10 protein-coding genes are annotated in these 20,009 nt (G+C 75.3%); 9 read left to right on the plus strand and 1 reads right to left on the minus strand.

Translation table 11 applies throughout. The features are described from left to right. Nucleotides 1-17: 17 nt before the first annotated feature. Entirely contained in the window at nucleotides 18-1,715 is a 1,698-nt protein-coding gene (locus tag E5225_RS08245) for a catalase (protein ID WP_135971823.1), read from the minus strand. A 304-nt stretch (nucleotides 1,716-2,019) separates the two neighbouring features. Here E5225_RS08245 and E5225_RS08250 point away from each other — a divergent pair, with 304 nt between their 5' ends. From E5225_RS08250 to gdhA, 9 genes are all read left to right on the plus strand, one after another. Further along, nucleotides 2,020-3,729: a DUF885 domain-containing protein gene (locus E5225_RS08250; protein ID WP_135971824.1), complete on the plus strand. Its 1,710-nt coding sequence runs from the start codon at nucleotides 2,020-2,022 to the stop codon at nucleotides 3,727-3,729. A 53-nt stretch (nucleotides 3,730-3,782) separates the two neighbouring features. Further along, nucleotides 3,783-4,421: a trimeric intracellular cation channel family protein gene (locus tag E5225_RS08255; protein ID WP_135971825.1), complete on the plus strand. Its 639-nt coding sequence runs from the start codon at nucleotides 3,783-3,785 to the stop codon at nucleotides 4,419-4,421. A 137-nt stretch (nucleotides 4,422-4,558) separates the two neighbouring features. Continuing rightward, on the plus strand, nucleotides 4,559-5,593 hold the full coding sequence (locus tag E5225_RS08260; protein WP_243738008.1) for a LacI family DNA-binding transcriptional regulator: 1,035 nt from the start codon (nucleotides 4,559-4,561) through the stop codon (nucleotides 5,591-5,593). A 144-nt stretch (nucleotides 5,594-5,737) separates the two neighbouring features. After that, nucleotides 5,738-6,673 carry an alpha/beta hydrolase gene (locus tag E5225_RS08265; RefSeq protein WP_135971826.1) on the plus strand — a complete coding sequence of 312 codons (936 nt, stop codon included), beginning with the start codon at nucleotides 5,738-5,740 and terminating at the stop codon, nucleotides 6,671-6,673. After that, nucleotides 6,664-7,089: a DUF3237 family protein gene (locus E5225_RS08270; RefSeq protein ID WP_135971827.1), complete on the plus strand. Its 426-nt coding sequence runs from the start codon at nucleotides 6,664-6,666 to the stop codon at nucleotides 7,087-7,089. Before E5225_RS08265 ends, E5225_RS08270 begins: the two co-directional genes overlap by 10 nt. Nucleotides 7,090-7,333: 244 nt before the next feature. After that, entirely contained in the window at nucleotides 7,334-8,785 is a 1,452-nt protein-coding gene (locus E5225_RS08275) for a glycoside hydrolase family 10 protein (RefSeq protein WP_135971828.1), read from the plus strand. Nucleotides 8,786-9,033: 248 nt separating this feature from the next. Beyond that, entirely contained in the window at nucleotides 9,034-12,630 is a 3,597-nt protein-coding gene (locus E5225_RS08280) for a Tc toxin subunit A-related protein (RefSeq protein ID WP_135971829.1), read from the plus strand. After that, nucleotides 12,627-18,491, plus strand: a complete 5,865-nt coding sequence (locus tag E5225_RS08285; RefSeq protein ID WP_135971830.1) for a toxin TcdB middle/N-terminal domain-containing protein — start codon at nucleotides 12,627-12,629, stop codon at nucleotides 18,489-18,491. The genes E5225_RS08280 and E5225_RS08285 overlap by 4 nt, the downstream gene beginning before the upstream one ends. Before the next feature lie 104 nt (nucleotides 18,492-18,595). Continuing rightward, nucleotides 18,596-19,948: an NADP-specific glutamate dehydrogenase gene (gene gdhA, locus E5225_RS08290; RefSeq protein ID WP_424945110.1), complete on the plus strand. Its 1,353-nt coding sequence runs from the start codon at nucleotides 18,596-18,598 to the stop codon at nucleotides 19,946-19,948. Nucleotides 19,949-20,009 lie beyond the last annotated feature (61 nt).

Consider the following 20,009-nt stretch of genomic DNA (forward strand, 5'->3'; position numbering starts at 1 on the left):
GTGCCCCGGGGTGGGCGTCAGCTCGCCGCCGACTCCCGCGGGTCGGTGTACGGCAGCCGGCCGAGCGTGCCGGACAGCACGTCCTCAGCCGTCACCTTGTGGTTGACCACGGAGCTGGTCCACGTGCCCCAGCGGCGCGAGTCGATGCCGTCGCCGTTCGCACCGAGGTTCGCCAGGCGCGTGCGCTCGGCGTCGGTGAGGCGCTGCGTCGCCAGCGGCTCGAGGTGCCGGACGTCCGCCGCGGTCATGCCCAGGACCTCGCCGACACGGCGGCCGTAGTCGTCGTGGACCATGAACAGGTGCCAGAGCATGCGCTCCTGCACGTCGCGCTCGCAGTCGGCCAGGAGGCCGCCGAGCGTCTTGACGAGCTCGTCGCGCTCCCAGTCGTTCATCGTCTCGAAGCGGGCGCGCGCCTGCGCGTAGTCGTTCGTGCGCTCGAGCGGCGCCTGGACGAGGTGCCCGTGGATCTCCGGCGGCTGGTTCGGCTGGCGCTCCGCCTCGTGCAGGCCGCCGTGGACCGACGGCTCGTAGTTCACGTGCGGGTTCTGCGACGGGTGCAGGTCCACGCCGTAGGACATCTGCCCACCACGCTGGTTCGTGTGGACGGCGCCGTCGCGGCCGCGCGGCTGGTTGACCGGCAGCTGCAGGTAGTTCGGGCCCACGCGGTACCGCTGGGTGTCCGAGTAGCTGAACGTGCGCCCGACCAGCATCTTGTCGTCCGAGAAGTCCAGGCCGTCGACGATCACGCCGGTGCCCATGGCGATCTGCTCGTTCTCGTTGTGGTGGTCCTTGACGTTGCGGTTCAGCGTCATGACGCCCATGTGCCGCAGCGGGAACTGGTCCTCGGGCCAGATCTTCGTGTCGTCCAGCGGGTCCCAGTCCAGCTCGGGGTGCTCGTCGTCCGACATGATCTGCACGTACATGTCCCACTGCGGGAAGTCGCCGCGCTCGATCGCCCCGTACAGGTCCCTCGACGCCGAGCCGAGGTCCTGCCCCTGGACCTTCGCGGCCTCCTCGTCGGTCAGCGAGGCCACACCCTGGCGGGGGTGCCAGTGGAACTTCACCAGCACGGTCTCGCCCGCGGCGTTCACCATCTTGTAGGTGTTGACGCCGAAGCCCTCCATGTGCCGGTACGTCGCCGGGATGCCACGCGGGCTGAACAGGTGCGTCAGCATGTGCATCGACTCGGGCGTCTGGCTCATGAAGTCGAAGATGCGGTTCGGCTCCTGGCGGAACGTGACCGGGTCCGGCTTCAGCGAGTGGATGACGTCGGGGAACTTGATCGCGTCGCGGATGAAGAAGACCGCGAGGTTGTTGCCGACGACGTCCCAGTTGCCGTCCTCCGTGTAGAACTTCACGGCGAACCCGCGCGGGTCGCGGGCGACCTCGGAGGAGTCCCGGCCGCCGATCACCGTGGAGAACCGGATGGCGACCTCGGTCTTCTTGCCGGGCTCGGCGAACAGCTTCGCGCGGGTGTAGCGCGACGCCGGCTCGTCGCCGATCTTGCCGGTCGCCTCGAACTCGCCGTAGGCGACGAACCCGCGGGCGTGGACCACACGCTCCGGGATGCGCTCGCGGTCGAAGTGGCTGATCTTCTCGAGGAAGTGGTAGTTCTCCAGCGTCGCGGGTCCGCGGCTGCCGACGGTGCGCTGGTTCTGGTTGTTCTGGACCGGGTGGCCCTGGCGCGTCGTGAGGATCTTGTCGTCGTCTGCCATGTCACTCCTAGGCCCCGGCGGGAGGGCCGAGCGACGCACAGCGCCTCGGCGTCCCGGGGGCGGCTCTTCGGGTCGGGCGGGGGCGCTACCAGGCTAGGCGCGGCGCACCGCCGGTGGCCCCACGGGAGGCGGCCCGAGGCCTGTGCACTTGGTCACTGCCGCGCACCTGCCGGCGCACCCGCCGGCCCGTGCGGTGGTGGGCGAGGTGCTCGCGGTGCCGTGCCTGCGCCTCGTCGACGCCGCCGCGCAGTTGCGTCCCGGAGCCGGCAGGGAGCGCGGGGCGGGCGCGGGCTAACGTGCTGCGATGGTCACCTCCCCGCCGTCCCCGTCCGCCCCCACCGCACGTCAGGTCGCCGACCGCTGGGTCGAGACCCTCGCCGACCTCGACCCCACGGTCGGCACGGCGCTCGGGACGCGGCCGGACGACCGGCGCATGCCCGACCTCTCACCCGCGGGCGCCGAGGAGAAGGCGGCGGCGTCGCGCCGGGTGCTCGTCGAGCTCGACGCGTCCCAGGTGCTCGACGACGACGACCGGCGCTGCGCCACCCTGCTGCGCGAACGGCTCGAGGCGCAGCTCGCGGTGCACGAGGCGGGCGAGCACCTGGCCGCGCTGCGGCCGCTGGCGTCGCCCGTGCACGCGCTGCAGTCCGTCTTCCTGATGATGCCCACCGCGACGGCGCACGACTGGGACGTGGTCGCGGACCGCATGGCGCAGGTCCCGGCGGCGGCCGACGGCTTCCGCGCGTCGCTCGAGGAGGGCCTGCGCCGGGGCGTGCGCAGCGCGCCGCGTCAGGCCGAGGCCGTCGTCGGGCAGCTCGGCGACTGGCTCGCGGCGGGCGACGGGCGCGGCTGGCACGCGGGCTTCGTGACGGGTGCGGAGGCGGCCGGTGTCGGCGACGCGCTGCGCGGGCGGCTCGACGGCGCCGCCGTGGCCGCCGCCGACGGGGTCGAGCGGCTGCGGGCCTGGATCGCCGAGCGGTACCTGCCCGCGGTCGGCGACGTGCCGGACGCCGTCGGGCGCGAGCGCTACCGGCTCGCGGCGCGCCTGCACACCGGGGCCGATCTCGACCTCGACGAGGCCTACGCGTGGGGCCGCGAGGAGCTGGCCCGCATCGACGCCGAGATGGTGGCCGAGGCCGACCGCGTCCGGCCCGGGGCGTCGGCCCAGCAGGCGCTCGCGCACCTCGACGAGCACGGCGAGGCGGTGGAGGGCGTCGAGGAGGTCCGCGCGTGGTTGCAGCGGATGATGGACGACGCCATCGCCGAGCTCGACGGGACGGTCGTCGACGTGGCGGAGCCGGTGCGTCGCGTGGAGGCGATGATCGCCCCGCCCGGCGCGGCGGCGGCGCCGTACTACACGCGCCCGTCCCTCGACTTCTCGCGCCCGGGCCGGACGTGGCTCCCGACGCTCGGCCGGGACCGCTTCCCGACCTGGGACCTCATCAGCACCTGGTACCACGAGGGCGTCCCCGGTCACCACCTCCAGCTGGGCCAGTGGGCGTACCGCGCCGGTGACCTGTCGGTCTTCCAGACGTCGGTCGGCTCCATCCCGGCGACGACCGAGGGGTGGGCGCTCTACGCCGAGCGCCTCATGGACGAGCTCGGGTACCTGCGGGCACCCGGTGCGCGCCTCGGGTACCTCGACGGGCAGCGGATGCGCGCGGTCCGCGTCGTCATCGACATCGGCATGCACCTGGGTCTGGAGGTCCCCGCGGAGCACGCCACGCACGGCGGCGAGCGGTGGACGGCCGACCGTGCCGAGGCGTTCTTCGCCGGGCGCAGCGGGTCGCCGGCCGCGTTCGTGCACAGCGAGATCGAGCGCTACCTCGGCTGGCCCGGGCAGGCCATCAGCTACAAGCTCGGCGAGCGGGCCTGGCTCGCCGGCCGGCAGGCGGCGCGCGACCGGCGGGAGGCAGCGGGGGAGACGTTCGACCTGCGCGCGTGGCACACCGCGGCGCTGGGCCTCGGCTCGCTCGGGCTCGACGACCTCGAGCGGGAGCTCGCCGCGCTCTGAGGCGGGTGCCGGGGGAGCGGACGAACACGGCGGGTCTCGGGTAGACAGGCGTCGTGGACACGACCTCCGGGATCTTCCTGGTCCTCGACCTGACGGGGACGTTCGCCTTCGCGCTGAGCGGTGCCCTGACGGCGATCAAGGTCGTGCGCCTCGACATCGTCGGCGTCGTCACCCTGGGCATGCTCACCGCGCTCGGCGGCGGGGTGATCCGCGACGTCATGCTGCACGCGTTGCCCCCCGCCACCTTCGACGACTGGCGGTACCTGGCGGTGGCGGCGTCCGGGGGTCTGGTGGCCTTCCTCTTCGGCCGCGGGCTGGACCGGTGGGCGATGCCGATCGTCGTGCTCGACGCCGCCGGCCTGAGCCTCTTCGCGGTGAGCGGTGCGCTCAAGGGACTCGAGCTCGGTGCGGGGTCCGCCCAGGCGGTGCTGCTGGGCGCGATCACCGCGGTGGGGGGCGGCACGCTGCGCGACGTCCTCATCGGCCGGATCCCGGCGGTGCTGACCAGCGGGCTGTACGCGATCCCCGCACTGGCCGGGGCGACGGTCCTGGTCGCGGCGGAAGGCCTCGGCGTCCCCGAGCTGCCCGCCGCCGTGGGCGGCGCGGTCGTGTGCTTCGTGATCCGCATGCTCGGCGTGCACTACGACATCGACGCGCCCGGCCCGCCGGGGTTCCGGCCTGCGGCCTCCTGAGCGGCCGCGGTGCGTGCGGTCGGCCCTGCACCGTCCGGCGGGCCCGTGGCGGGGGACGGTAGATTGCGACCGCTCACGTCGCGGCCGTGGCGCGAGGCGCGTCGGCGGGGCCGGTGCGACGAGGTGAGGAGGCGGCGGTGGCCACCACGATGGCGGACGTCGCGCGGCGTGCCGGCGTCTCGGTGAAGACCGTCTCGAACGTGCTCAGCGGGTACCCCTACATCCGGGACACGACCCGCGACCGGGTCCTGGCCGCCGTCGACGAGCTCGGCTACGAGATCAACGTGACGGCGCGCATCTTCCGTTCGGGGCGCAGCGGCGTCATCGGGCTGGCCGTCCCCGAGCTCGGGCAGCCGTACTTCGGCGAGCTCGCCGACGAGATCCTCGCCGCGGCGCGCCGGCACGGCCTGCACGTGCTGATCGAGCCGACCGGGTTCACGCGCGAGGGCGAGCTCGCCGCGCTCCGCGAGCCGCGGCGCGGGCTGATGGACGGCCTCATCTTCAGCCCGGCGGCCCTCGTCCAGGACGACGCGCACCTGCTCGACGCCCTCGACTACCCGCTCGTGCTGCTGGGCGAGCAGATGTTCTCGCCGAGCGTCGACCACGTGACGATGCGCAACATCGACGGCGCCCGCGCGGCGACGGACCTGCTCCTCGACGTCGGCCGGCGCCGCATCGCGGTCCTCGGCATGCTCCACGCGGAGACGGCCGGGTCGGCGCGGCTGCGGTACGCCGGCTACCGCCAGGCGCTCGAGGCGCGCGGCATCGAGGTGGACACGCGCCTGCTCGGCTGGGCCGACGACGCGTGGCACCGGGAGAACGGCGCGCGGGCGATGGCGGCGGTGCTCGACGCGTGCCCGGACGTGGACGGCGTCGTGGCGTTCAACGACGCGCTCGCGATCGGGGCGATGTTCGAGCTCCAGGTGCGGGGCCGGTCGATCCCGCAGGACGTGGCGGTCGTCGGCTTCGACGACATCGAGGACGCCCGCTACTCGGTCCCCGCGCTGACCACCGTCGACCCGGGGCGTCGGGAGATCGCGGAGGTGGCCGTCGAGATCGTCCGCCGCCGCGTGGACGAGGGTCGCGAGCGTGGCGGTGACCGCGACGCGCCGGTGATGTACCTGGCGGGCATGCGCGTCGTCGAGCGGGAGAGCACGCCGCGCCGTCGTTGACACGGTCGCCGGCCACGACCAGGGTGACTGCCTGGCGTGCTCTACACCGATGTAGGGAACGCCGCGCCGCGCCGTCGGCACCGCGGGGCAGACCCCCTGCGCCGCGGCGGGACCACCCGACCAGGACCACGAGAGGCCGAGACCGTGCACGAGCGAGCAGCGACGTCGGACGCCGGGGCGGCGGCCCCGCCCGACGGCATCGAGACCTTCCGCGCGGGTGCCCGGCGGCATGCCGAGCAGGCGCCGCGCGCGCTCGACCACCTGCCGCGCGGCACGTACGAGCGCGTGCCGCTCCCGGGGGACGCGCCGGTCCGCGAGCTCATGGTGTACCGCCCGTCCGGCGGGCCCGACCGGCCGGGGGTGTTCGTGAACCTGCACGGCGGGGGCTTCGTGCTGGGGGACTGGGAGGGCGACGACCCGTACTGCCGCCACCTCGCCGACACGGCGGGGTGCACGGTCGTCAACGTCGACTACCTGCTGGCCCCGGAGCACCCGTTCCCGGCCGCCGTGCACCAGGTGACGGACCTGCTCGCGTGGCTGGGCGCCGGAGCGTCCGTGTTCGGTGCGGACGGGACCCGGCTCGCCGTCGGCGGCCACAGCGCGGGCGGGAACCTGGCCGCGGCGGCGTGCCTGCTCGCCGCGCGTCGCGGGCAGCCCGGGCCGCGCGGGCTGGTCGTCGACTACGCACCGCTCGACCTGGCCACCGCGCCGGCGGGGAAGCTGGCGGCCGGGGCCGCGCCCGAGGCGGTGGAGCTCGCGCAGATCGGGGCGCGGTTCAACGCCTGGTACCTGCCGTCCCCGGCGGCCGGGGCCGACGAGCTCGCCTCGCCGGTGCGCGCGCGCGACCTGTCGGTCCTGCCGCCGACGCTCGTCCTCACGGCGGAGCACGACCTGCTGCGCGCCGACGGTGACCGCTTCGCGGACCGGCTGCGCGCCGCCGGCGTCGACACCGAGCACGCCGTCCACCCCGGCAGCGGCCACGCGTTCACGCACGTGGGCCCGGAGGACCAGGCCGCGGCGGCGTGGCAGCGCATGGCCGACTTCCTGCGGCGCGTGCTCGGAGGCGACCCGTGCGCCTGAGCGGCACCCACCTGTTCACGATCGACGCGCTGCTGGGCCCCGTCGTGGACGTCGGCGTGACCCCGACCGGGCACCGCCGCGTCATCCCGGTGGTGGGCGGCACGGTCACCGGTGGGCTCCGGGGCGCGGTGCTGCCCGGCGGTGCCGACTGGAACCTGCAGCACCCGGACGGCTCGACGGAGCTCTGGGCGCGGTACGAGATCCGGCTCGACGACGGGGCGGTGGTCTCCGTGACGAACACCGCGGTGCACGCGCCCGACGACCCGGCACCCATCCTCACCACGCCGCACTTCGACGTGGGTGCGGACGGCCCCGTCCGACTGCGCACGGGGGTGCACGTCGGCCTCCTCACCCCGCGCCTCGACGAGGGTCGGGTCCGCATCGAGGTGCACCGGCTGGACGCCGCGGAGACATGATGCTGACGACCGAAACTTGCGGCGCCGGGGCGTCGCGCTCGGCCGGCTCACGCGGCGCAATCTGGCCGAAAGCGGCCCAGACCGGCCATCTACACCGGTAGAAGTCACCCGGAAGAGTGATGAAACGGTTCGTAACGCGTCCCGAAACTATCTGACCACCGTCCGGCTGTTGACCGGGCATCGGGGACCGGCGGAGGGTGATGCGCCGGCGTCAGCCGACACCTGGACCCCTGAGGAGGGATCAATGAGGACCCCACGACAGAGGCACGCACGCGGCCCCCTCGCCGCCGCGGTGAGCGGCCTCGCCGTCGCCACGCTGGCCGTGACGCTGGCCGTTCCGGCCGCCGCAGCCGGCAGCACCCTGCAGGCGGCGGCCGCGGAGAGCGGCCGCTACTTCGGCACCGCGATCGCCGCGAGCCGGCTCAACGACTCGACCTACACGACCATCGCGAACCGAGAGTTCAACATGATCACGGCCGAGAACGAGATGAAGATGGACGCGCTCGAGCCGTCCCAGAACCAGTTCAACTACACCAACGGCGACCGCATCGTGAACTGGGCGCGCCAGAACGGCAAGCAGGTGCGCGGGCACGCGCTCGCGTGGCACTCGCAGCAGCCGGGCTGGATGCAGAACATGTCCGGCACGGCGCTGCGCAACGCGATGCTCAACCACGTCACGCAGGTCGCGACCTACTACCGCGGGAAGATCCACAGCTGGGACGTCGTCAACGAGGCGTTCGCCGACGGCTCGTCGGGCGCGCGCCGCGACTCCAACCTGCAGCGCACGGGCAACGACTGGATCGAGGCGGCCTTCCGCGCCGCGCGGGCCGCCGACCCGAACGCCCGGCTCTGCTACAACGACTACAACACCGACAACTGGGCGCACGCCAAGACGCAGGCCGTCTACAACATGGTGCGTGACTTCAAGTCGCGCGGCGTCCCGATCGACTGCGTCGGCTTCCAGGCCCACTTCAACTCGGGCAACCCCGTGCCGTCGAACTACGACACGACCCTGCGCAACTTCGCCGCGCTCGGCGTCGACGTGCAGATCACCGAGCTGGACATCGAGGGCTCGGGCAGCTCGCAGGCGCAGCAGTACCAGGGCGTCGTCCAGGCGTGCCTGTCCGTCGCCCGCTGCACCGGCATCACCGTGTGGGGCGTGCGGGACACCGACTCGTGGCGCGCCTCCGGCACGCCGCTGCTCTTCGACGGCTCCGGCAACAAGAAGGCCGCCTACACCAGCGTGCTCAACGCGCTGAACGCGGGCGGCACGCCGGTCCCGAACCCGACGACCCCGGCGCCGAACCCGACGACCCCGGCGCCGAACCCGACGACGCCGGTCCCGAACCCGACCACGCCGGTGCCGAACCCGACGACCCCGCCGCCGACCGGCACCCCGAGCTGCACGGCGACCTACTCCGAGGGCCAGAAGTGGGGCGACCGGTTCAACGGCACGGTGACCATCCGCGCCACCACGAACATCAGCGGCTGGGCCTCCACCGTGACCGTGCGCTCCCCGCAGCGCATCAGCGCGACGTGGAGCGGGACGCCGACGTGGAACGCCGCCGGCAACGTCATGACGATGCGGCCGAGCGGCAGCGGCGCCCTGGCGGCCGGCCAGACGGCGACGTTCGGCTTCACGGTCATGCACGGCGGCAACTGGACGTGGCCGACCGTCTCGTGCTCGGCCTCCTGACGGTCTGAGGACGCAGCACAGCACCGCACGACGGGCGCGGCACCTCCGGGTGCCGCGCCCGTCGTCCGTCCGCGCCGGCCGTCCGTCCGCACCCGTCGTCCGTCAGCACCCGGCGCGCCACCGCGCGGCGCACGGCCCCGCACCGGCGGTTCACCCCGGCGCGGCCGGCCCGGCCGTATCAGGCCCCCGCGAGCACGGCTCCTCCTCGTACCTGCCGTCCGGCAGGTGCCCACGAGGGGGGTCCTGCCATGAGCACATCGAGCGCCGTCCTGCTGTACTCCGCCCACCCGGCCGTGACCGCCCTGACGGCGGAGACGACGCTCGCGGCGCGGTCGCCGCGCACCCGCGTGCTGCCGGACGTGCGCGCCGAGGTGGAGCGGGCGCACGCGCTGGTGCTCGCCGGCGACCACGCCGGGGCGGCGCAGGTCTACCACGCCGTGCGCACCCGCATCTTCCGGCTGCTGCACGCGGGCGGCCCGACACCCCTCGCCGGCGTCAGCGACCACTTCGCCGCGCCGCACGACGTCCGGCACCTGCCGGCCATGGTCGCCGCGGCGGCCGTCCTCATGGCCGACCTCGTGCCGGGCGACCCCGAGCAGCCGGTCGTCGACCCGGGCCTCGACCGCGCCGACCTCGGCGCGTTCGCCGGAGCGGCGACGGCCCTCCCACGCACCGGCCCCGTGGACGCCCCGGCGTACGCCACGCAGGCCGTGCTGGGCCGCGCCGCGTTCGACACGGGCGACTACACCGGGGCGATGAAGCGGTTCTCCGCGGCCGCCGACGCGGCCGACGGTGACCCGGGCGCGCGGGCGACGCTCCTGCTCGACGCCGGCGCGGCAGCGGTCCAGGCCGGGCACGCGCAGGAGGCCGGGCGTCTGCTCACCGCCGCGCTGGAGGGGTTCCGGCAGACCGACGACGCGCTCGGCGCCGCACAGGCGAGCCACAACCTCGCCGTCGTCGCCGCCGGCGCGGGCGAGGTCGAGACCGCGAAGAAGGCGTTCCAGGAGGCCGACGACCGCAGCCGCGCGGCGGCCGGGTCGGCCGGGCGGGCGGTGGACGTCATCGACCGGCTCGGACGCTCGGGCACCGGCACGCGGGCGCTGCGGCTCGCCGACGGGAGCACGGCGGAACCTGTCGTGACGGGCACCGGCGCCGGCGGCGCGGCGGCCGGCGCGCGACGGGTCGTCGTCGACGGGGCGCGACCGCTCCGGGCGACCGCCACGGCGGACCAGGGCGCCACGGCCGTGCTCGCCCGCACGGACCTGGCCGAGGCGCTCGCCGGCGTGACCGGAGCGCCCGGGGTCGTCGTCGACGAGGCCCCCGGCAGCGTCGACCTCGGCGACCTGCTCGGCCGGGGCGCGACGGTGGTGCTGCGCGACCCGCTCGCGCCCACGGTGTGGAGCACGCGTCCCCTCGCCGGCGCCGTCGAGGCGGCCGAGCGCGCCGTCACGTACACGACCGGCGTCGTGCGCGGCTCGACGGTCACGCCGCTCTCGTGGTCGGCGGCGGAGGCGCCCCGCGTCGAGGACCTCCTCGACGCCGCGTACCGCCCGCGTCTCGCCGCCACCAGCCACCGCGACCTGCGGGCCGCGCTGCTGTCCGTCGTGGACGTGTCCGTGCACCTGGCGCACCTGTACTACTATGTCGTCCCGGTCGGGCTGGCCGAGGCCTACGCCGGCCTGGGGGAGTGGGCGACCGCGCGCACCTGGCTGTACCGGGCCGCCGACTACCCCTACCTCAACACGCGCCTCGAGGGGCCCGTGCTGTGGGCCCGCATCGCCCGGACGCACCTCGACGAGGGAGACACGCGCTACAAGGAGGACGAGCCCGCGGCCGCGCTGGCCGCCTACGGCGGGGTCGTGGCCGCGGACGGCGGACCCGGTGACGCACCGCTCAGGACGCACCCCGCCCTCGCGGGCACCGGCACCCTCGTGGCGGCGCTGCTCGCCGACCCCGCGGCGCTGCCCGACGGCCTGGACCCCGGCACGGGCGCGCTCGTGCTCGACGTCGCCGCCCGCGTGCGCCAGCTGACCGCCGGGCTCGACTGGTTCGGGCTGCCGGCGTCCGTCGTGCCGCCGTTCACGTTCGACTACCTGCAGAACGCCTCGCGCTTCCTCGCCCAGCAGGCGCAGGCGGCCGAGCGCGACCTCATCCAGTTCATGGAGCGGTACGACAGCGGGCGGCTCACGCGGCTGCAGGCGCAGCAGGCTGCGGCCGGAGCGGCCGCGGACGCCGCGGTCGCGGCGCAGCAGGCCCACGCCGCGCAGGCCGAGGTCGAGCTGGCGCAGACGGCGCGCGACCTGGCGCAGACCCGGCACGACCACGCCGTCGACGCCCGGTCGTCGTACGCGACGATGACCGCCGAGCAGATCGCCCTCGAGACGGAGATGGCCTGGTACAGCTCGCAGAACGAGTGGGAGCTCGACAACCCGATCCCGGGCGACGGCCGCGACATCCACGAGGTGATCGCGGCGGACCGCCACCGGCTGGGGGAGATCAGCCGCGACCACGAGCTCATGCGCATGCAGCAGAACGCGGACGAGCTGGCGATCGCGGAGCAGCAGGCCGGCGACCAGGTCGCCCTGTCGCAGGCGCGGGCCCAGGCGGCCGCGCTGCAGTCGCAGGCGGCGGCGCTGCGACGCGTGCAGGCGCAGGAGCTCGCCGCGGCGTTCGAGGCGAGCGCCTTCACCCCCGAGGTCTGGAAGGCCCTCGCCGACTTCATGCGCGCGCAGGCGCAGCGCTACCTCTACTGGGCGACGCGGGTCGCCCGCCTCATGGAGCGGGCCTACGAGTTCGACTACGACGCGGCCGTCGACCGCGTCCGCACCGACTACTCCGCCGGTGCCGTCGACGGCATGCTCGGCTCCGACCAGCTCCTGGCCGACATCGACTACTTCACGTACGACCGGATCACGCGCACGACCCACAAGACCGTGCGCGCCAGCCGCGAGGTGTCCCTCGCCGGGTCCTACCCGTTCGCGTTCGCGGGGTTCCGGCGCACCGGTGCGGTCGCGTTCGACACGCTCCTCGCCGACCTCGAGCGCTCCTACCCGGGGTCGTACAACCACCGCATCCAGGCCGTCGAGGTCGAGGTCGTGGGCCTCGTGCCGAGCCACGGGCTGCGCGGCACGCTGACGAACAGCGGCGTCTCGCAGTACCGGGCGCTCGACGGGTCGACCAAGTGGCGGCTGCAGAACGTCGACACGATGCTGCTCAGCTCCTACGCGCGCGACGACGCCGTCGTCTTCCGGCCGCGGCCGGAGCTGCTCGGCGTCTTCGAGGGCGTCGGGATGGCGTCCGGCTGGACGCTGCGCTACCCGCCGCACGTCAACGACGTCGACTACCGCTTCCTCGTCGACGTGCGCGTGACCTTCCACTTCGAGGCCCAGTTCGACCGCGCCCTCGAGGCGACCGTCCGTGCCCTGCCCGTGCCCGCCGAGCAGCTGCGCGCCACCACGTCGTCCAGCCTGCGGAACGACCGGCCCGACCGGTTCTACCTCTTCACGACGCAGGGCAGCACGACGCTCACGTTCGGTCCGGAGCACCTGCCGCACCACCACCTCGACCCCGTCGTACGGACGGTGGCGGTGCAGCTGCTGCCCGGCGCGGGGCCGCTGCCGAGCGTGCCGCTCACGATCACGGCACCCGGTGGGGCCACGGCCGACGTCGTGCCCGACGGCGACGGGCGCGTCGCGTCCGACGACCCGGCGCTCGCGGTCCTGGCCGGCGCCGACGTGCTGGGCGAGTGGGGCCTGTCGACCACGGCCGACGCCGCGGACCGCGGCGCGGTGCACGACGTCCTGCTGTTCGTCGAGTACGACTTCACCGCACGGGACGCGTCATGAGCGGCGTCGGCCCGGACGTCCTCGCCCTGCCGCGCGGCGGCGGCGCCGTCGGGGGCATCGGCGGCGGCTTCGCCCCGGACCTCAACACCGGCGGCGGCGGGTACGCCGTCCCGCTCGACCTCCCGCAGGGGGTCGACGGGCACACCCCGCAGCTCACGCTCCAGTACGGCACGGCGCACGGCGCGGGGCCCTTCGGGCTCGGGTGGGCGCTGAGCCTCCCGCGCGTCGAGGTGTCGACCGACGGCCGGCTGCCCGCCCACGACGGCACCGACGTGCTCGTGGTGCCCGGCGCGGGCCCGCTCGTCGCCGTGCCCGGCGACCCCGGTGCCTTCGTGCCCGAGACGGACGGTCTCGGCTGGCGCGTCCGGCGCACCGGCGACGGGTTCACCGTGACCGACCGCTCGGGGCTGCGGCACGTGCTGGGCACGACGCCCGGCGCGCGTGTGGCGGACCCGGCCGACCCGGGGCGCGTGCACGCCTGGCTGCTCGAGCGGTCCGTGCGCCCCGCCGGCCAGGAGATCGCCTACACGTGGGCGGCCGACGGCCTGCTCACGGACGTGCGGTGGGCCGCCTACCGGCTCGAGCTGCACTACGAGGAGCGTCCCGACCCGGTGCTCGACGGACGCGCCGGCTTCCTGCGCGTCACGACGCGGCGGTGCGTCGCCGTCGAGCTGCACGCACCCGCGCAGGCGCCGTCCCTGCTGCGCCGGTACACGCTCGACTACGTCGCGGGCGCCCCGACCGGGCACAGCCTGCTCGCCGGCGTGACCCTCAGCGGCCACGGTGCCGACGGCACCGTCGAGGCGTTCCCTCGCCTGGCCTTCACGTACACCGACGGCGGCGGGTTCGGCCTGCGCGCCACCGGGTCGGGGCTCGCCGGGGTGCTCGCCCAGCCGGGCGGCACCCTCGCGGACCTCACGGGCGACGGCCTGCCCGACGCGGTCCTGCTCGGCGCCGTGCCGGCGGTCGCGGCGAACCGCGGCGGGCTCGCCTTCGACCCCCCGCGCCCGCTGGGCCGCGCGGGGCTGCCCGGTGCCCCGGCGGGTGCGGCGACCTTCGTCGCGGACCTCACGGGGCGCGGTCGCGTCGACCTCGTCACCGTCGGCGCCGGGCTGCGCCACCGCTACCCCGTCGACCGCGGCGTGGTCGGCCGGCCGGTCGTCGACCGGTACGCGCCGACGGCGGTGCCGTGGGACGCCGACGTGCGCCTGCTCGACCTCGACGGGGACGGGGCCACGGACCTGCTGGCGCTCGCCGACGGCATCCTCACGACCGTGACGTCCGGCGCCGCCGACGCGTGGGACGAGGTGCGGCGGCGCGTCGTCGCGGACGGCGACCCGCTCGCCGGGCTCGACCTGCGCTCGCCCGACGTGCGCGTCGCGCCCATGGGCGGCGACGGGCTCGTCGACCTCGTCGAGGTGCGCAACGGCAGCGTCCGGTGGTGGCCGAACCTGGGTCACGGCCGGTGGGGCGCTCCCGTGAGCATGGCGGGTGCGCCCGTGCTGCCGGCCGGCTACCGGCCGGACCGCGTGCTCCTCGTGGACCTCGACGGCGACGGGTGCGCCGACCTCGTCCACGTCGGCACGGACGGGGTGCACGTGTGGTCCAACCGCGGCGGCACGGCGTTCGAGGCCGAGGTGGTCGTCGCGCCCGTGCCCGGGGTGACGGTCGAGCGCATCGAGCCGGTGGACCTGCGGGGCACGGGGTGCGTCGGGCTGCTCCTGCTCACGCGGCACGGGTCGCGGCCGGCGGCCTACCAGCTGGACCTCGAGGCGAAGCCGTACCTGCTGGACCGGGTCGACGACGGCCTCGGCCACGTCACGACGATCCGGTACGGCACGTCGACGGCGCAGTCGCGGCACGACGCGGACGCGGGACGCCCGTGGTCCACGTCCCTGCCGTTCGCGGTGCCCGTCGTCACGGCGGTCGAGCGCACCGAGCCCGCGGGCGCCCCGCGCGTCAGCACGTACCGGTACCACGACGGCCACTGGGACCCCGCGCTGCGCCGGTTCCTCGGGTTCGCCGTCGTGGACGAGGTGGAGGCCGGCGACGAGACCGTCGAGGGGCTCCTGCGGCGCACCGAGTTCCACCTCGGCCGCACGCCCGAGCGCACCGACCGGCCGGCGACGGACGCCGAGCGGGTCGCCGCGCAGGTGCTCCGGGGCCGCGTCGTGCGGTCCGCCGGCTACCGGGCCGACGCCGACCCCGACGTGGACGCCCCCCTGTTCGAGGTCCGGCAGGACTGGCGCGCGCACGTGGAGGACCTCGGCGGCGCGGCGGCCGCCACGCCGCGGCTCGTCGAGCGACGCGAGGACCACCTCGACGGCGGCGGGACCGCGTGGCGCAGCACCGTCACCACGACGCTGGCGTGGGACGCCACCGGGAACGTCACCGAGCAGGTGCAGCGGACCGTGCTCGCGGCCGACCCCGCCTCCGCGCAGGAGGTCCGGACGGTCACCGCGTACGCGCTCGACCCGACCGGCCGCGTCCTGGACAAGGCGGCCCGGGTGCGGCAGACCGACGGCTCGGGCGCGGTCGTCGACGACCGCGTGCTGCGCTACGACGGCCCGGCGTCCGAAGGGCTGCCCGTGGGGGAGGTCGGCGCCGGGCTGCTCACGCACGAGGAGCGCCTCGTGCTGCGCGACGACCAGGTCGCCGCCGTCTACGGCGCCGACGTGCCCGACCTCGCCGCCCTCGGCCACCATCGCCGCGCCGGGGAGGACGGCTGGTGGGTGCACGCGGTGCGCTACGACCGCACCGTGCCCGGGCGGCTCGTCGCCCGGGACCCGCGAGGCGCGCCCGTGACCCTCGAGCTCGACGCGGAGCACCTGTTCCCCGCGCGGCGCACCGACGCGCGCGGCAACACCGTCGAGGCCACGGTCGACCGGCGCGCCCTGCGGCTGGCCTCCCTCACCGACGGCAACGGCGGCGTGCGCCGCAACACCTACGACGCGCTGGGCCGCCTCGTCGCCGAGCACCGCCCCGGTGACGGCGACACCGAGCCGACCGTCGTGCACACCTACCTGCTCGGGCCCGCCGGCCCGCAGGTGGAGGTGCGCGAGCACGCCTCGGCCGACCGGACGGCGCCCGTGACCACCCGCCGGCTCCTCGACGCCGACGGGGAGGAGACGGGGGTCGCACGCCGGGACGGCGACGGCACGTGGGTCGTCACCGAGGCGCAGCGGCGCAACGCCCGGGGGCTGACCGCCCGCTCGTACCTGCCGTACCGGGCCCCCGCGGCGCCGGACCCGGAGCCCCCCGCGCCGGGCGCTCCGCACCTGGCCACCCGGTTCGACGCGCTCGGCCGGCCGGTCCGCGTCGACCTGCCCGGCGGTGGCGTGCGGCGCGGCGTGCACGCACCCGGCCGTTCCGACCTGTGGGACGAGGAGGACACGCGCGCGGGGTCGCCGCACGAGGGCACGCCGACGAGCTTCCACCTCGACGGTGCCGGCCGCGTGGCGCGCGTCGTGCACCGCCTCGACGGGACGGAGGTCGTCACGACGTACCGGTACGACCTGCGCGACCAGCCGGTCGCCGTGACGGACGCCCTCGGCCGCACGACCACCGTGACGTACGACCTGCTCGGCCGGCGCGTCCGCGTCGACGACCCGTCCACCGGCCCGGTCGTCCTGGTCCACGACGCCGCCGGCAACGTCGTCGAGCGCCGCAACGCGGCGGGGCAGCGGGCACGGCAGGAGTTCGACGTCCTCAACCGCCTCGTGCGCGCGACGCAGGACGGCGGCGCCGACGTCGACCACCGGTACCTCGACCGCGTCGACGTCCCCGGCGACGCCGCCCCCGGGCGCCGCGTCGGGCGGCTCGCCTCCGTCACCGACGCGCGGGGCACGGTGACGTTCGACTACGACGTGCGCGGCGAGGTCGAGCAGCGCCGCGTCGTGCTGCCCGACGGCACGGCGTACACGCTGCGCCGGCGCACGGACCGGCTGGGGCGCGTCGCCTCGATCACGTACCCCGGTGCCGGGGACGTACCGGGGCCGGTGCTGACCTACCGCTACGACGCCCGGGGCATGCTCACGGCGGTCTCCGGCGTGGTGGACGCCGTCGACCGCGACGCCGCCGGCAACCCCGTCGTCACCCGCTTCACGGGCGGCGTCCGCACGGAGCGCACGTACGACGCCATGCTCCGGCTCGCCACGTCCCGCACGCTCGACGCGGGCGGCACGGTCCTCCTGCAGGAGGACCTCGTGCGGGACCTGACCGGCCGGGTCGCCGGTGTCACCGGCCTCGACCCCGCCGACACCTGGGCCTACGAGCACGACGCCCTCGGGCGCCTGGTCCGTGCCGCGCCGGGCGCCGGCGCCGTCCTCGAGCTCGCGTACGGGCCGACGGGCGACGTGCTGCACCGCTCCGACGTCGGAGCGTTCGCGTACGGCGGTGCCGGCGCGGCCCCGACGGCCGTCACCTCGGCCGGGCCGCACACCTACGGGTACGACGCGGCCGGCCGCCAGACCACCGGGCCGGCGGGCGCGTTCACCTACGACGCCCGCGACCGGCTCACGTCGGTGACGGGGGCGGGCCCGGGTGCGGTCACCACCACGGTGACGCACGGCGCGTTCGAGGAGCCCGCCGTGCGCGAGGTGACCACCGGTGCGACCACGCGCCGCATCGTGCACCTCGACGACCTCGTCGAGCTCCACGACGGACACCTCGTCCTGCTGGTGACCGACGGGACCGGCCCCACCGGCCAGCTCGTGCCGGGCGGTCCCGTCGCCCGCTGGCACACCGACCACCGCGGCTCGGTCGTGCTCGTGACCACCGGCGCGGGCGCGGTCGTCCAGCGGCTGCGCTACGACCCGTACGGACGGCTGCTGTCCAGCCTGCCCGGGGACCGGCCCCGCGCCACCTACGACGGGTACGACCTCCTCGACGAGGTCGGCCTCTACCTGTCGCCACGCCGCCCCTACGACCCCGTGCTCGGCCGGTACCTCGTGCCCGACACCGTCGCGTCCGACCTGTGGCACCCGGTCGGGACGAACCGGTACGCCTACGCGGCCGACGACCCGGTCACCGTGCACGACCCCTCCGGCCGGGCGTGGTGGCACGTCGCCCTCGCGGCGCTGGCGGTCGTCGCGGTGATCGTGCTGACCGTCGTGACGTTCGGGGCCGGTCTCATCAGCCTCGGCGCGATGATCGGGGTGTTCGCCGCCATGGCCGTCGGGGGCACCGTCGGGGGCATCGCCGCCGCGCAGGCGGGCGGCGACGTCGCGCTCGGCATCCTGCTCGGCGCGGCGCTCGCGGGCGCCGCCGCGCTGGGCGGCGCGCTGGCGGGCGCGGGCTTCGCCGCGAGCTTCGGGGCGAAGGCGTTCCTCACGCACGTGCTGTCCGGAGCGGTCAGCGGCATGCTGCTCGGCGCGGCCACGGGCTTCGCCGCGGGCTGGGCCGGCGGGCAGGGCTCGCTGGGCGACGTGTGGGAGCGGACGTGGCAGTCGGCGCTGGCGGGACTGGCCACCGGGATCGTCTTCGGCGTCGCGAGCTACGGGTTCGCGCAGGGCTGGTTCGGCACCGGCAACATCGACCCGCGCCTGCCGACGAGCGCGGAGGTCCAGCGCGCCGCGGCGGAGGGCGCGCGCGCCGCCGGCCAGGCGGGGAACGCGGGTGCGACGGTCGGGCAGGCCGCAGGGCAGGGCGCCGGCGCGGCGGCCGGCAGCCTCGCCACGAGCGCGCTGAACTTCGGCGCGTCGTCGGGGTTCAACGTCCTGCAGACGTTCGTGTTCAACCCCGTCGCCATGACGCTGCTGATCGAGTCCGTGTCCGTGCTGTTCGCGTTCGACCTCGTGGACGACCTCGCCGACGCGATCCGGGACTCCGGCGCCAGGGCGTCGGCCGCCGGGACGTGGTGACGGACCGCCGCACGGCTACCGGTGCCGCCGGACCGAGCGCTTTGCTGTTTCCGGGCGCAGCCGTGGTGGAATGCCGCATCGAGCCGCGAGCAGGCGGCGCCGAGATGCATGGAGGACGTGTGGACCAGTCGTTGCAGCAGGTGTTCGAGCAGGTCTTGCGCCGCAACCCGGGTGAGGCCGAATTCCACCAGGCGGTCCGTGAGGTGTTCGACACGCTGGGCCCCGTGGTCCGCAAGCACCCGCAGTACGTCGAGGCGGCCGTGCTCGAGCGGCTCTGCGAGCCGGAGCGGCAGATCATCTTCCGCGTGCCGTGGGTCGACGACGCCGGCCGGGTGCAGATCAACCGCGGGTTCCGTGTCGAGTACAACTCCGCGCTCGGCCCGTACAAGGGCGGCCTGCGGTTCCACCCGTCGGTGTACCTGGGCATCGTCAAGTTCCTCGGGTTCGAGCAGATCTTCAAGAACGCGCTCACGGGCATGCCGATCGGCGGCGGCAAGGGCGGCTCCGACTTCGACCCGCGCGGGCGGTCCGACGGCGAGGTCATGCGGTTCTGCCAGTCCTTCATGACCGAGCTGTACCGCCACCTCGGCGAGCACACGGACGTGCCGGCGGGGGACATCGGCGTGGGCGGCCGGGAGATCGGCTACCTGTTCGGCCAGTACAAGCGCATCACCAACCGGTACGAGTCCGGGGTCCTCACGGGCAAGGGCGTGGCGTGGGGCGGCTCCCTCGTGCGCACCGAGGCCACCGGCTACGGCACCGTCATGTTCACGCAGGAGATGCTCCGCACGAGCGGCCGCGAGCTCGACGGCCTGCGGGTCTCGGTGTCGGGCGGCGGCAACGTGGCGATCCACGCGATCGAGAAGGCGCAGCAGCTGGGTGCGACGGTGCTCACGTTCTCCGACTCGTCCGGGTACGTCGTCGACGAGGCGGGCGTGGACCTGGCGCTCCTCAAGGACGTCAAGGAGGTGCAGCGGGGCCGCGCCGCCGACTACGTGGCCCGCCGTCCCGGGGCCCGGCTCGTCACCGACGGCCGCGTGTGGGACGTGCCCGTGGACGTGGCGCTGCCGTGCGCGACGCAGAACGAGCTGCTGGTCGACGACGCGAAGGTCCTGCTCAGCAACGGCGTGCTCGCGGTCGCCGAGGGCGCGAACATGCCCACCGACCCGGGCGCGGTCGCGCTCCTGCAGGAGTCCGGGGTGCTGTTCGGCCCCGGCAAGGCGGCGAACGCCGGTGGTGTGGCGACCTCGGCGCTCGAGATGCAGCAGAACGCGTCGCGGGACTCGTGGACGTTCGAGTACGCCGAGGGGCGCCTCGACGAGATCATGACCGGCATCCACGACCGCTGCGCGGCGACCGCCGAGGAGTACGGCGCGCCCGGGAACTACGTGCTCGGGGCGAACATCGCGGGCTTCCTGCGCGTGGCGGACGCGATCGTCGCCCTCGGCGTCATCTGACCCCGGAGGCCGCGGCGGGCGCGTGCCCGCCGCGGCCCGGGCCGCGCCCGTGGCCGCGGGC

The organism is Cellulomonas shaoxiangyii (genome assembly GCF_004798685.1).
In the GTDB taxonomy this organism is placed as follows: Bacteria; Actinomycetota; Actinomycetes; order Actinomycetales; family Cellulomonadaceae; genus Cellulomonas; species Cellulomonas shaoxiangyii.